General features: G+C 71.7%; 14 protein-coding genes. 5 read left to right on the top strand and 9 right to left on the bottom strand.

The window, feature by feature from the left end:
- Positions 1-6: 6 nt before the first annotated feature.
- Positions 7-282, bottom strand: a complete 276-nt coding sequence (locus ACZ432_RS08010; RefSeq protein WP_426964683.1) for a DUF7538 family protein — start codon at positions 280-282, stop codon at positions 7-9.
- 83 nt (positions 283-365) lie between these two features.
- The gene (locus ACZ432_RS08005) at positions 366-914 is read right to left on the bottom strand and encodes a hypothetical protein (protein ID WP_426964684.1); all 549 of its coding nucleotides are present in this window, start codon (positions 912-914) and stop codon (positions 366-368) included.
- Positions 915-1,106: 192 nt separating this feature from the next.
- Here ACZ432_RS08005 and ACZ432_RS08000 point away from each other — a divergent pair, with 192 nt between their 5' ends.
- Both ACZ432_RS08000 and ACZ432_RS07995 read left to right on the top strand, forming a co-directional pair.
- On the top strand, positions 1,107-1,262 hold the full coding sequence (locus tag ACZ432_RS08000) for a hypothetical protein (protein ID WP_426964685.1): 156 nt from the start codon (positions 1,107-1,109) through the stop codon (positions 1,260-1,262).
- Positions 1,263-1,420: 158 nt separating this feature from the next.
- Entirely contained in the window at positions 1,421-2,116 is a 696-nt protein-coding gene (locus ACZ432_RS07995; protein WP_426964686.1) for a DUF5828 family protein, read from the top strand.
- A gap of 768 nt (positions 2,117-2,884) precedes the next feature.
- Here the strand turns inward: ACZ432_RS07995 and ACZ432_RS07990 are convergent.
- Together ACZ432_RS07990 and ACZ432_RS07985 are read right to left on the bottom strand one after the other, a co-directional pair.
- On the bottom strand, positions 2,885-5,059 hold the full coding sequence (locus ACZ432_RS07990) for a S9 family peptidase (RefSeq protein WP_426964687.1): 2,175 nt from the start codon (positions 5,057-5,059) through the stop codon (positions 2,885-2,887).
- Between the two features lie 219 nt (positions 5,060-5,278).
- Positions 5,279-6,424 (bottom strand): NAD(P)/FAD-dependent oxidoreductase, encoded by a 1,146-nt coding sequence (locus ACZ432_RS07985; RefSeq protein ID WP_426964688.1) that lies wholly within the window; start codon positions 6,422-6,424, stop codon positions 5,279-5,281.
- Between the two features lie 139 nt (positions 6,425-6,563).
- Here ACZ432_RS07985 and ACZ432_RS07980 point away from each other — a divergent pair, with 139 nt between their 5' ends.
- The gene (locus ACZ432_RS07980) at positions 6,564-8,210 is read left to right on the top strand and encodes an ABC transporter substrate-binding protein (RefSeq protein WP_426964689.1); all 1,647 of its coding nucleotides are present in this window, start codon (positions 6,564-6,566) and stop codon (positions 8,208-8,210) included.
- A gap of 48 nt (positions 8,211-8,258) precedes the next feature.
- Here the strand turns inward: ACZ432_RS07980 and ACZ432_RS07975 are convergent, their stop codons facing one another.
- The 5 genes from ACZ432_RS07975 to htpX all read right to left on the bottom strand — a co-directional run bounded on the left by ACZ432_RS07975 (position 8,259) and on the right by htpX (position 11,798).
- Complete coding sequence (locus ACZ432_RS07975) at positions 8,259-8,891, bottom strand: IMPACT family protein (RefSeq protein WP_426964690.1); 633 nt, start codon at positions 8,889-8,891, stop codon at positions 8,259-8,261.
- Positions 8,888-9,367: a hypothetical protein gene (locus ACZ432_RS07970; protein ID WP_426964691.1), complete on the bottom strand. Its 480-nt coding sequence runs from the start codon at positions 9,365-9,367 to the stop codon at positions 8,888-8,890. Before ACZ432_RS07970 ends, ACZ432_RS07975 begins: the two co-directional genes overlap by 4 nt.
- Before the next feature lie 48 nt (positions 9,368-9,415).
- Entirely contained in the window at positions 9,416-10,198 is a 783-nt protein-coding gene (locus ACZ432_RS07965; protein WP_426964692.1) for a hypothetical protein, read from the bottom strand.
- Positions 10,199-10,237: 39 nt separating this feature from the next.
- Positions 10,238-10,843, bottom strand: coding sequence for a PspA-associated protein PspAB (gene pspAB / locus ACZ432_RS07960; protein WP_426964693.1), 606 nt, complete (start codon positions 10,841-10,843; stop codon positions 10,238-10,240).
- A gap of 82 nt (positions 10,844-10,925) precedes the next feature.
- Positions 10,926-11,798 carry a zinc metalloprotease HtpX gene (gene htpX, locus ACZ432_RS07955; protein ID WP_426964694.1) on the bottom strand — a complete coding sequence of 291 codons (873 nt, stop codon included), beginning with the start codon at positions 11,796-11,798 and terminating at the stop codon, positions 10,926-10,928.
- A gap of 97 nt (positions 11,799-11,895) precedes the next feature.
- On the opposite strand from htpX, the gene ACZ432_RS07950 reads away from it, so the two are divergent.
- Both ACZ432_RS07950 and ACZ432_RS07945 read left to right on the top strand, forming a co-directional pair.
- Positions 11,896-12,795, top strand: coding sequence for an NAD-dependent epimerase/dehydratase family protein (locus ACZ432_RS07950; protein ID WP_426964695.1), 900 nt, complete (start codon positions 11,896-11,898; stop codon positions 12,793-12,795).
- A complete protein-coding gene (locus ACZ432_RS07945; protein WP_426964696.1) occupies positions 12,792-13,703 on the top strand; it encodes an NAD-dependent epimerase/dehydratase family protein in 912 nt (303 codons plus the stop codon). Before ACZ432_RS07950 ends, ACZ432_RS07945 begins: the two co-directional genes overlap by 4 nt.
- The last annotated feature ends 131 nt before the right edge of the window (positions 13,704-13,834 follow it).

The following is a 13,834-nucleotide window of genomic DNA, read 5'->3' as shown; positions in this document are numbered from 1 at the left end:
GGATCCTCACACGCTGCGTTTCTCGACCGCGGGGTCCACGTTCGCGGCCTCGAGGTCCCGGCGGACGCGCCGCCTGAGCGGGTCGGGGACGGTCGCGCGCGGCACCGGCTCCGCGGTCGCGCCGTCGGACGGCACCCGCCAGTAGAGCACGCGTTCGGCGTCGGCGTAGTACTCGACCGCGTATCGGTCGTCGTCGGTCGCGCCGGCGTAGTGCACGCGAGCGGCGCCGCCCTCGGCGCGCCAGCTCTCCCGCGTCGTCAGCGCGGCGATGGCGTCGTCCATGGGACACCCTCACGGCGGGAGACGCATAAGCCCCGGCCGCTCCGGCCCGACTCGGCACCGGGCGGGCCAGCCAAGTGGCCTACCTACTCGGACCGCGCCTCCGTCACGAGTTCGCCGTCGTGGCGGACCTCGACGGTCGCGGGGACGCCCCCCTCGAAGCTCGCGGTCGCCTCGTAGGCGCGGTACTCGATCGCCTGCGTGCACGCCTCGTCCGGGTCGCTCTCGTCGACGCCCTCGACGGCGACCACGAACGCGTCGTCCTCGTAGCCCGCGGACGCCAGCTCGGGGTAGATACAGCCGTTCGCTGCCTCGAGACAGCCGTCAACGGTCACGGCATCGTCGGCGAACGCGACCGTCGCAGCCGTGCCGGGCTCCGAGCAGTCGCCGCGCCGCTCCAGCGCGGCGTCGACCAGCGCGGGCGCGTCGGCGTCGGTCGGTGTCCCGTCGCCGCCGTCGGAGTCCCCGCCCGAGCCGCCGGAATCCCCGTCCGCGTCGTCCGAACCGTCGCCGGCTTCGGTCGTCCCGTCCTCCGAGTCGGTCGGATCGTCGCCGGGCGTCGAGTTCTCGGCGCAGCCGGCGAGCGCCGTCGCGACGCCCGCGGCCGCGCCGCGCAGGATGGTGCGTCGGTGCATGCCTGCTCGGTGGCTCCCGCGGAGAAAAGGCCTTCTGTAGGCTCAAACGGCCGTTTGTCCAAACCCCCGTTCCGCGACCGCCCGCCGCCGACCGGGCGAACGCAGTCGCACGCGTGCCGACCGCGCGGCGCGCGGACGGACGCGGCGACCGAAGCCGATACGTTGATTGTCCGCGATGGCGCATGACCGGACATGGTCGAGCCCATCTTCGCCGTCGCCGTCGCGGCGACTATCGCGACGCTCCTCATGATGGCGGCGATGCTGTCGTTCGTTCGCGGTGCGATGCACAGCGACGCCCACTCCCCGTCCCCCGATCCGGGCAACGACCCGGTTCCCGAGGACGAGTAACGCGCCCGAGCCGCGGCGGCCGACCGGCCGACTGGCCGGGCGACACAGCGTGGCGCTCGGCGACGACGAGGCGTTTCTGCCACCGACTCCGGGGGTGTGTGACCGGCTGACGGCGGGGAAACTTATACCTGAGCGACGCATAGCCGGGCGACAAGCCGATGGAAGAGAGCATCTCCGGGTTCAAGGTGCGCGGGGACTGGGGCGACGTCGTCGAGCACGGCGAGCGCATCACGCAGGCCCTGCGCGAGGCCGGCGCCGAAGGCGACGCCTACCACGAGTGGGAGGAGTGGCGCCCGAAGTCCCACGAGCGCATCGACGAGGACGTCTCGGAGAAGACCGCCGAGCAGGCCTCCGTCGCGGAGGGCGAAGGCGAGAAGGCCGGCAAGAGCGCCGGTGAGGACCTCCAGGCCGCCGGCGAGAAGCTCTCGGAGTCGTACGAGAAGGTCGAGGAGGGCGACAGCGACGAGGCGCTCGACCGCTGGAACGAGTCGATCGGCCACGTCGCCCGTGCGGCCGACTCCGCGGGCCGCAAGGCGATCCGCAAGGTCGAGGACACCGTCTACCGCAAGGTGATGACGCAGCTCGCGCCGTACTACTTCGACAACGACCTGATCAGCGCCAACGTCCAGCAGGTCGGCCGCGGCGAGGAGGCCGACGAGTTCGTGCTCGAGGTGAACGTCAACGACGACGAGTTGAAAGCCGAGGTCTCGGACATCCTCGCGGAGTACGAGTCGGAGGTCGACCGCTGGCACGTCGAGACCGAGAAGGACCTCGGCAACGCGGCGGCCGCGGAGGGCGTCGAGGTCACCGAGGAAGAGGAGGCGGGCGGCGGCTCCGAGTCGACGCGGACGTAGAGGGCGATAGGTTCGGCGACTGATCCGTTTCTGTTTCGGCTGTTGATCCTGCTGCTCGGGACAGCAACATCCAGAAAGCCCCAGCCGGCTCTCCGTACGATGTTTCCGTCGCAAACTCTGCTGATCTGGACAGCAACATCCAGAAAGCCCCAGCCGGCTCTCCGTACGATGTTTCCGTCGCAAACTCTGCTGATCTGGACAGCAACATCCAGAAAGCCCCAGCCGGCTCTCCGTACGATGTTTCCGTCGCAAACTCTGCTGATCTGGACAGCAACATCCAGAAAGCCCCAGCCGGCTCTCCGTACGATGTTTCCGTCGCAAACTCTGCTGATCTGGACAGCAACATCCAGAAAGCCCCAGCCGGCTCGACCGGCCGCGACACGCGCTGCGCTCCTCGCTCTCCGCACAGCCCGCTGCGGTGCTTGCGGCGCCGGGGCCGGACCGAGCCGGCTGCCCCTTTCAGTCCCACCCCGCACAGCACCGCAACCGCCCCGCGACCGCACAGCAACCTCGCACCTCCCCAGCCTCGGCCGCGGGCCGGGCGCGGAACCGCAACGCCGCGCGAGAGACAAGCTCTCGCTGGCCTCCGGCGTGCGGTAGCGCGCCGGAGACACCGCATCGCGCCCGGCCCGCGACCTCCCTCGCGCGGTCGCGGCGACACGCAAAGCGGTCGCCGCGGCGCGCGCCGACAGCACAGCACCGCTACAGCATCGCGACCGCACAGCACCGCAACAGCACCGCACCGGACTCAAAAAGTGGTCGGAGCGGTTACGACTCGTCCTCGTCGTCGTCGTTCTCCTGCTCCTTCTCGTCCTCGTTTTCTCCGGCGGTCAGGCCGTCGTTATCGTCGCGGTCGAGCGCGCGCGGCGCGTCGTGGTGGTCGGAGTAGCCGTCAAACCAGCGAGCGATGCGCTCGATGCGGTCGACGATGTGACCCGGCTCGCCCGACCGCGAGAGCTCGTGCCCCTCGCGGGGGTACCGGACCATCCGCGTCTCCACGCCGTTCTTCCGGAGGATCCGGTGGTACAGCTCCGCCGTGCAGATCGGCGTCCGCGTGTCGTCCTCCGAGTGGATCAGCAGGGTCGGCGTGTCGACCTCGTGGGCGTGGCCGGTGGGCGACTGCTCCCAGAGCCAGCCCGGCTCCTCGGAGGGGGTCGTGTCGAAGTCGCCCTCCAGCAGCTTGTACGCGCCGTCGGTCGAGCCGTAGAAGCCGGTGAGGTCGTAGACGCCGCGCTGGGCGACCGCCGCGCGGAAGTAGTCGGTGTGCCCGACCGCCCAACCGGTCATGAACCCGCCGAAGGAGCCGCCGGTGAGGAACGCGTTCGAGTCGTCGACGTAGTCGCGGTCCGCGACCTGCTCGACGCCAGCCATCACGTCGGTCAGCGTCACCTCGCCCCAGTCGCGCTCGATGGCCTGCATGAAGTCGGCGCCGTAGCCGGTCGACCCGCGCGGGTTCGACCAGAAGACGACGTAGCCCCGGGCCGCGAGCGTCTGGAACTCGTGCCACATCGTTCCCGAAGTCGTCCACATCGCGTGCGGGCCGCCGTGGACCTCGACCGCCAGCGGGAACTGGCCGGGGTCGTCGGCCTCGGGGTCGAAGCCGGGCGGGGTCAGCACCCACCCCTGCACCTCGACGCCGCCGCCCGCGGACTCGAACCACAGCTCCTCCGGCTCCCCGACGTGCCGCTCCTCGAGGTAGTCGGCGTTCAGCTCCGTCAGCCGGGTCGTCTCGTCGGCCGCCGCGTCGTACGCGAACACGTCGCCGGGGTGGTCCCACTCCGAGAGCGCGAGCGCGACGAGAACCTCGTCCGGCCCCGCCCCGTCGCTCCCACCGACGTGTCCGCCCGAGATCGCCCCGCGCCGGACCAGTCGCTCCGGGTCCGCGCTCCCGTCGCCGGGTGCCGACCACACCGCGGTCTGCCCCTCGTCCGGCGTCGCGAAGTAGACCGTCTCCGCGTCGGGGCCCCACTGCGGCGGCACGTCGTAGCTCACCGACCGGTCGATCCCCGCCGTCAGGTCCGTCACCGCGCCCGACGCGCGGTCGATGACGTGCAGGTCGGTCGGCTGGATCGAGGCCTGTTCGGGCTCCGTGCGGAGGAACGCCACGCGACCGTCCGCGGTCGCCGCGAGCGCGGTGCCCCAACCGGTCGTGACGTGGACGCGCTCGACCGCGTCCGCCGCGAAGTCGTGCGCGTGGATCGCGATCTCCTCGGAGTCGTCGGGGTCCGCGCCGCGCTCCTCCGCGATCTCCTCGGTGTAGTAGAGCGTCTCCGCGTCGCCCCACTCCGGCGCGCCGAAGTCCGCGTCGCCGTCGGTGAGCCGGGTGACCGCCTCCCCCGCGTCCGCGTCTCCCCCCGTCCCTGCCCCACTCGCCGGGGCGTCGGGGTCGGCCGCGTCGACGTCGACCACGTAGACGTGCGAGCGGCGCCCGTCGAAGTACGACTGCATCGAGCGGTAGACGGTCCGGTCGACCACGCGCGGGTCGGGGTGGTCCTCCGGCTCGTACTCCTCGGGGACCGACTTATCCCGCCCCTCCTCGCGGTCCTCCGCGGTCACCGACTGGACGAACGCGATCCGGTCGCCGGAGGGCCCCCACGCGATCTCGGAGACGCCGCCGACCACGTCCGTCACCTGCCGGGCCTCGCCGCCGTCGACCGGCAGGATCCAGAGCTGCTGGCGGTCGTCGGCCGCGCCGCGCGTGGCGGTGAACGCGATCCGGTCGCCGGAGGGGCTCCACCGCGGTTCGGCGTCGGTTCCCTCCGCGAGCGAGAACCGCCGGTGGCCCGAGCCGTCGACCGCCGCGACGTGGACCGTCGCCGCGTACTCCTCGTCCCCGTCCGCCTGCCTGCGCACGAACGCGACCCGCTCGCCGTCCGGCGAGAGCCGCGGATCGGCGGGCTTCGCCAACTCGTGGAAGTCGGCCGCCTCGATGGGCTGCTGCATACCGGCGGGTCACGGGCCGCGACCAAAAGGGGCCCGGAGCCGGAAGGCGCCGCCCCGTTCCTTATCTCCCATACCGAGCCAGCCCGCGCGTGGTCTGAGCCACGCCCGGAGCGAACGAGGCGGTCGCGCGGCGCACCGCTCCGGGAGCGACCGCGCCGCCTGCTCGCAACCCGACACGCCGCTGCCACCACCGGCCCGGCCGCCCGGCCGGACGGGCAGTCAGAACCGCGCCGGCCCGAACCCGTCGAGCGCCGTCGGCGCCTCGCCCAGCACCGCGTCCGCGACGAGTTTCCCGCTGTAGGGACCCAGCTGGAGCCCGGTCGCGCCGTGCCCGGTCGCGAGGTGTGCTCCCTCGACCGACGGCACCGGTCCCAGCACCGGAAGGCGGTCGGCCGAGACCGGCCGGAGGCCGACTTTCGTCTCCGCGTGCCGCGCCTCCGCCAGCCCCGGGGCCACGCGCAGCGCCTCCCGGGACACCTCCGCGATGCCGCCGAGCGTCGCGTGCGGCGCGAACCCCGCACCCTCCTCGCGGGTCGCACCGACCGCGATCCGCTCGCCGGGCCACGGCACCATGTAGTGCCCGCGGAACCCCTTGACCACCGGCCAGTCGTCGGTCCCCGACAGCGACGGCGCCGTCGAGACGTCGAGGTGAGCGATCTGCCCGCGGTGCGGCTCGATCGGGACCTCGATCCCCAGATCCGACGCGAACGCGCCGGACCACGCCCCGCCCGCGACCACCACGTCCGACGCGTCGATCCGCTCGCCGTCGGCCAGCGTGACGCCCGTCACGGAAGCCCCGTTGGTCCTGATCCGGCCCACCTCGCCGTCGCGAACGGTCAGTCCGCGTTCCCGGCCGACCGCCCGGAGGGCGGTCGCGAAGCGGCGACCGTCGACTCGCCCCGCGTTCGCGAAGCGGAGCGCCCGGGCGCCGTCCGCGACCGGCGGGAACGCCTCCTGGAGCGCATCGCCCGCCAGCGACGCCACCGATCCCGGCTCGGGGCGGCCGTACTCAGCGGTCCGTCGCTCCGCCCGATCGCGTACGGCGTCGAGTTCTGCGTGCTCCTCCTCGTCCGCGGCGACGACGACCACCGACGTCTCGGAGTAGCCGTGGTCGTGGCCGGCCGCCGAGAGCTCCGCGGCCAGATCCGGGTAGTAGTCCGCGGCGGCGAGCGCGAACTCGAACCACGCCGTCGAGTCGGTGCGACTGCTCGTGGCGGGCGAGACGATACCCGCTCCCGCGTCCGTCGCGCGCCCCTTATCGCGGCGGTCGACCAGCAGCGCGTCCGCGCCTGCGTCCGCGAGGTGGTACGCGACCGCGGAACCGACGATGCCGCCGCCGACCACGACCGCGTCGAAGTCGCTCATGGATCGGGGAGGGTCCGTCGCCGACAAAAGCGTTCGCGGAGTCGAGCGCCAGAACAGGATAGTGTTACCACTACCCGGGTGCAGGACCGGATTCTGCCACTTACCGCGGGCGTTTACAACGGGAGTCGTAACGCCACCCATGTCACACGAGTTCAACTACTCGCGACGACGACTGCTCGGCGGTGTGGCCGCGGGCGCGACCGCGACGACACTCGCCGGCTGTGCCGGAGACGGCGGCTCGTCGGGCGGCGAGGGATCGGCGGAGGGCACCGCGACCGGCGCCGAGTCGACCGCGGCGTCCCGGGACGGCGGCGAGTTGGTCTACTCCCAGCAGGTGTCGCCGATCGAGTTCGACCCGCTCGTCGTCAACGACATCTACTCACAGCAGGTCTGTTCACAGGTGTTCGAGCCGCTGTACGCCTACGACGAGGGGACCGACCCGGTCCCGCACCTCGCCAGCGAGGAGCCGACCGTCGAGCGCGACGGCACGCGATACATCGTGCAACTCCGCGACGGACCGCGCTTCCAGAACGGCGACCCCGTGACCGCGGAGGACGTGCGTTACTCGCTTCTCACGCCCATCGAGGAGGAAACCGCGAACAAGCCCGACGTGGACATGATCGACACGGTCGAGGTCGTCGACGACCGGACGGTGCAGATCGACCTCCAGTACGGCTACGGGCCGTTCTTCACGCTGGCGCTGACCCGCAACGTCGTGCCGAAGGCGGTCCGCGAGGAGGACCCGGAGGCGTTCAACCTCGACGCTCCCGTCGGGTCCGGTCCCTTCGAGTTCGTCGACTGGAGCGAGGGCGAGTACGTCGACCTCGAGCGCTGGGACGACTACTGGGGGGAGCCCGCGCCGCACCTCGAACGCCTGCGCTTCGAACCGGTCGAGGAGAGCACCACGCGCGTCGTCTCGCTGGAGACGGGCGAGTCCGACGTGGCCGACGGCATCACGCCCCAGACGTGGGAGACGGTCCGGGAGGCCGACAACATGAGCCTCCAGTCCGAGCCGGGTATCTCCTACTACTACCTCGCGTTCAACTGCAACGAGGGCCCGACGACGGACCCCCAGGTCCGCGAGGCGATCGACTACGCCGCCTCGATCGATCAGGCCGTCGAGAACTTCATCGAACCGGCCGGGGCCCGGAACTACGGGCCGGTCCCGCTCCCGGTCGCCGAGTCGTGGGACCTCCCGACCGAGGAGTGGGCCGACATCGCCCACGACCGCGACGCCGACCGCGCGGCCGAGTTGCTCGCCGACGCCGGCGTCGAGGAGGACTACGGCTTCCGGATCATCGTCCCGCCGGACGACCTGCGCGAGCAGATCGGCATCTCGGTGTCGAACGGCCTGAACGAGGCCGGCTACGACGCGGAGGTCCGCCGGCTCGACTGGGGGACGTTCCTCGACACCTACGACACCGGCAGCGAGGACGACTACAACCTCTACGCGCTCGGCTGGCTCGGCGGCCCCGACCCCGACTCCTACGTCTACAACCTGTTCCACGAGGAGCAGATCGGCGCCACCAACGGCACCTACTACGAGAACGACGCGGTGATGGAGGACATTATCGCCGCCCGCCGCTCCAGCGACATCGACGAGCGGCGCGAGCTCTACGAGTCGATCATCCCGACGCTGCTGGAGGACCGCGTCCACCTGCCCGGCTACAGCATGCGCGTCTCCATCGGGCTCCGCGACCACGTTCAGGACTTCGTCGCGCACCCGCGGTCGCAGTACAACCCGCGGGTCGTCAGCGACTACAACAACGTCTGGCTCGACCGCTGACCGGGGATCGCCGGCCGCCGACCGCCGGCCGCCGCCCCCGCAAGGCGATCACTCCGGGTCGACGCGCCCGCTCGTCGCGCTCCGAAGGCGGTCGGCCAACGCCGCCGCCTCCGCGACCGGGACCCTTATCTCGAAGGTCACGTCCTCCCCGTACTCCGCCTCGAACGAGACGTCCGCGGACTCGACGATCCCCCTGACCGTCCCCGAGTCGTCGTAGGCGGTCGTGACGACCATCGTCCGGTGGGGGCGCTCCTCGACGACGCCGGCCGCGTCAAGGGCGTCCTGCACCGCGCGGGAGTACGCGCTCACCAGTCCCCCGACGCCGAGGTTCGTCCCGCCGTAGTAGCGCGTGACCACGGCGGCGACGTTTCTGACCTCGCGGCCCTGCAACACGTTGAGCGCCGGCTTTCCCGCGGAGCCGCTCGGCTCGCCGTCGTCGCTGGCGTACTCGCGGAGCATGACCTCGCCGTCCCCGGGCCGTCGCTCGGAGGGCTCGCCCGCCGGGACGCGGTAGGCCGGGACGTTGTGCGTGGCGTCCGCGTACTCCTCGCGCACCGTCTCGACGAACGCCTCGGCCTCGTCGACGGAGGCGGCGGGGGAGACGTGGCCGAGGAACTCCGACCCGCGCACCTCGAAGGTGGCGGTCGCGCGCTCCGCGACGGTCAGATACGCGTCCGTCACGGGTCGGGTCCCTCCGTCGGGTTCGTCTCCGTCTCCCCGTCCACGCCGCCGGCCGCCCGGTCGTCCGTGCGGCGCCGCTCCACCACCGCGCTCGTCGGCGGGGCGCGGCGGTAGAGGGCGAGAAACGCGACGACGCCGACCGCTTCGGCGAACTTGGCGACGACCGCCAGCGGGTCGGCGGCGAGCGCGGCCGGTGCCGACGCCCCGTGCCAGCCGACGTACCCGATCAGCAGCGCGGCGAGCGTTCCGGCCCCGAGCGCGTAGAGCCGACGGTACTCCTCGCTGGCGCGGAGGACGGCTGCGCCGACCAGCGCCAGCAGCACCGCGACCGCGAGGAAGACGTACGGACGCGGATCGGACGCGCCGATCAGGGGCCACGCCCACAGCGCGTGGGCCGCGCCCGACAGGAGGGCCGTCTGCACGGCGACCGCGCGGAGGACGCCCGCGGTCCGGCCCCCGTCGCTCGAGTCACTCATCGGGAAGGGGTTGGCCGCGGGCGGTAAAGTCGGTGTCCATCCGCGTCGCTACGCGCGACACTCCAGCAGGGCCCCCTCGCGCGGGTCGACGTCGTCGCCGTACCCCTCCGCCCGCCGGAGCAGGCGGGGAGTGAGCAAGTAGTGCGCTCGAACCGCGTTGTCGGCGTGTTCGACGACCGCCCGCAGCGTGACGCCGACGGTCGTCCCGTCCGCGACGAGGAACCGCGTCCCGTCGCGCTCCGGCGCGTCGGCGAGCGCCTCCCGAACCGCCTCCGAGTCGTCGAACAGGCGCCGCTCTATCGTCTCGCCGGACGCCGCGGCCTCGCGAACGACGCCCGGGAGCGTGTCGAGCTCGTCCGGGAGGTCGTCGACCGGGAGGGGGTCGGTTCCCTCGGGGGGCTCGGCCGGCTCCGCGACCAACTCGACCTCGACGACCCGTTCCTCGTACCACGTCGTCTCCGCGGTGACGGTCCAGCCTCCTGCAACGGAGCCGCTCCCCGGGACCGCGGTCGACCCCTCGATCCGGGGACGGACCGTGCCGACTTCGTCCGCCCCGTGATTCACCGCGGTGGCGTTCAGGTGAGCCGTCTCGTACGCGGCGACGAACGTCTCTACCGCGGCCCGGTCCTCCGTGTCCGGCGGGAAGCCGACCCCGTAGCCACGCGTCGTGGGGCAATCGTCCGGGAGGGCAGCGTCCGGCGTGTCGGTGTCAGTCGGCTCCGAACCGGAATCGGTACGGTTCGAGGGGTCTGTCTCGGTCGGTGCGTCGGCGGCACAGCCGGCGAGCGCGAGGCTCCCGCCGACGGTCGCGAGGAGGGCACGGCGGCGCATGTCGGGTGGTCAGCGGACGCCGGTAAGTGTCTTCGGGCGCTACTCCCAGGGATGACCGCTGGCCGCGTCCGGCCAGAGGGGATACCAGTACGCCTCGTCGTCCTCGATCTCGAGTTCGCCGTCGAGCACCGACCGCAGCTTGAACTCCGTCCGGTTGTCACGCTCGTGGTCGCCGTCGGGGACGAAGGGGTAGTAGGCGCCGCGGCGGAACGAGTAGACCCAGTAGGCGCCGCGGTCGTCCTTCTCGAAGCCGAAGACGGCCGCGAGCAGGCGGGAGCCGAACCCCTGTTCGACGAAGGTGTCGGCCGCGAAGTGGACGCTCGTCACGAGGTCCTCCGGGTCCGTGTCCTCCAGCACGAACCAGCGGTAGCCGTGGTCGTCCTCGTACTCGTGGTAGCCCGTCCCGGTCTCGAGTTCGCCGGCCTCGAGGATCGCCTCCACCTCGTCGACGGTGTCCTCGAAGGCGGTCGAGTCAACGCCGGAGAAACAGAGCGCCGCCTCGCCGCAGTGGTCGTAGCCCAGGTCCGCCTCCATCGTGACGTAGGCGGTGGACATCCCGAACAGGTCCTCCGGGTCCGCGTCCCGGGTCGCGTCGGTCTCCGCGCTGGTCCCGAGGACGGAGCGGAGCGTGTCGAACAGGCCCATTGACTGGTCGATGGTAGGGGGGCCGGGGATTAGGGCGTTTCTCCGTCCGCGGGGCGGAAGGGGTCCCGCGGCCGACCGCGTCTCAGGCCGTCTCCATCTCGGCTTCCAGCTCCCGAAGCCGGTCGACGCGCTTCTCCGTGCTCGGGTGCGTGGAGGCGATCTTCCCGATGAACCCCTTCCTGATGGGGATGATGAAGAATGCGTTCATCTCCGCCTCGTCGCGGAGGTCCTCGGTCGGCACGCGGTCCATCGTCCCGTCGATGGTCAACAGCGCCGAGGCGAGCGCGCCGGGCTTGCCCGTGATCGACGCGGCGCCGCGGTCCGCGGCGAACTCCCGGTAGCGCGAGAGCGCGCGGATGAGCAGGAACGAGACCACCCAGACCAGCAGCGAGACGGCGACCGCGACCCACACCGGCGGGGCGTTCCTGTCGTTGCCGGCGAAGAGCCAGCCCCAGCGCACGATGAAGAAGGCGATGGTGGAGAGGAACGAGGCGATGGTCATCACCATCACGTCGCGGTTCTTGACGTGGGCCAGCTCGTGGGCCATCACGCCCTCCAGCTCTTCCTGATCGAGACTCCGCATCAGACCAGTCGTCACGCAGACCGTCGCGTTCTCCTGGTTGCGACCGGTTGCGAACGCGTTCGGAACCTGCGTGTCCGCGACCGCGACCGTCGGCTTCGGCAGGTCCGCCTGCTGGCTCAGCCGGTCGACCATGCGGTGCAGTTCCGGCTCCTCGTCGGGCTCCACCGTCCGCGCACCCATGCTCCGCAGCGCGAGCTTGTCGCTGAAGAAGTACTGCGCCAGCGAGAAGCCGCCGAGCAGCAGGAGGGTCACGAAGATCCCCGCGTCGAAGACGGAGATGAGGACCCCGACGAACGCCAGATAGAGGGCGAACAGCAGGAACATGGTGAGCGCCATGCGCCCGCGTAACCCCCAGTCGGTGCTCCATTGCATACGCGAGGGTAGCGGCCCGGAGCGGTAAAGCCTGCCGGAGGGGCCGCCCGGTGCCGGTTCCACCGGCTTATAACCCGCCTCCGACACACCTCCGCGCATGGAGACAGTCATCGTCACCGGCGGCCTCGGTCGCTCCGGACGCTGGATCGTCGACCGCCTCGCGGACCAGTACGAGGTGGTCTGCGTCGACCTGCACCATCCCGGTTTCGAGGCGACGGCGGCCGAGAACGTCGACTTCCGCGCCGCCGACCTGGCCGACCGCGGCGAGACCTACGACCTGATCGACGCCGTCGACCCCGACGCCGTCGTCCACTGGGCCGCGATCCCCTCCCCGACCCGGCACGCCGGCGGCCGCGTCTTCGAGACGAACGTCCTCGCCGCGTACAACGTCCTCACCGCCGCCGGACGCGCCGGCGCCCGCGTCGTGCAGGCGTCGAGCGAGTCCGCCTACGGCTTCGCCTTCGCCGAGGAAACCCCCCTCCCGGACGCCCTCCCGATCACCGAGGCTCACCCCCGGCGACCCGAGGACCCCTACGGGCTCGGCAAGGTCGTCGCAGAGGACGTCGCCGACACCGTCGTCCGCAAACACGACGTCTCCGTGACCTCCGTCCGCCCGTCGTGGATCCAACAGCCCGGCGAGTACAACTGCCGGAGCGAGGCGACGCTCGCCGACCTCTCGAACGGCGCCGGCAACTGCTGGTCGTACGTCGACGCCCGCGACGTGGCCGACCTCGTCGCCGCCGCCCTCGCCGACCCCGTCGACGGCCACGAGGCGGTCCACGCCGCCGCGGCGGACACCTACCTCGACGGCTCCGTCGTCGACGCGTGTCTGGCCTTCTGGGGCGAGGTCCCCGACGACTGCGGCCTCGACGCCGACGGCGACGCGTCCGCGCTCTCGACGGCGAAGGCCGAGCACCTGTTCGACTGGACGCCGAGCCACACCTGGCGCGACGCCGCGACCGCCGACGTGGACGCCCCCTCGCTGACGGAGCCATGAGCGGCGAGCGCGAGACCGTCCTCGTCACGGGCGGACTGGGGAGCTCCGGCCGCTGGGTCGTCGACCGCCTCCTCGACGACTACGACGTGGTCTGCGTCGACCTCGACCACCCCGGTTTCGAGGCGACGCCGCGCGAGGGACTCGACTTCCGCGCCGCCGACCTGACCGACCGCGGCGAGACGTTCGACCTGATCGAGGAAGTCGATCCCGACGCCGTCGTTCACTGGGCCGCCATCCCGGTCGCCGGCGAGCACCCCGACGGGACGACGTTCGAGACAAACACCCTCGCCGCGTACAACGTCCTCACCGCCGCCGGGCGCGCCGACGCCCGCGTCGTACAGGCGTCGAGCGACGGCGCCTACGGCTTCTTCTTCGCCGACCCGACGCCCCTCCCCGACGCGCTCCCGATCCCGGAGTCGCACGACCTGCTGGCGGAGGACCCCTACGGGCTCTCGAAGATCGCCGCCGAGCGATGCGCCGACCGGACCGCGCGTCGCGACGGCGTGTCAGTTACCTCGATCCGCCCCTCGTGGATCCAGTTCCCGGGCGAGTACCCGTGTCGAGAGCCCGAGTACGTCGAGGACCTCGGTGCGGGCGCCGGGAACTTCTGGTCCTACGTGGACGTCCGCGACGTGGCCGACCTCGTCGCCGCCGCCCTCACCGACCCCGTCGACGGCCACGAAGCCGTCAACTGCGTCGCCGCCGACAACGCGCTCGGACGACCGCTCGTCGACCTCCTGCGTCGCCACTACGGAGCGATCCCCGACGACTGTGCGGTCGCCGCCGACTCCGACCGCTCCGCGTACGCGATCGAGAAAGCCGAGCGCCTGTTCGGCTGGACGCCGAGCCGCTCCTGGCGCGACGCCGCCGACGAGCGCGTCCACGCGCCCGACCTCCTCGAAGGCTAAGCGAGGAACGCCCGACGGCGCTGCCGCTCGCCGAGTTCACTCCTCTCCGATCTCACAGCGTCGCCACTCGCCAACCGGACCTTCTCGAAAACACCTCTTCCCGCGTCACACAGCACCGCCGCTCGCCACTA

It is taken from the genome of Haloparvum alkalitolerans (assembly GCF_055381565.1).
Note: the sequence above shows the minus strand (reverse complement) of the source record. Positions and strands in the feature narration are given on the sequence as shown.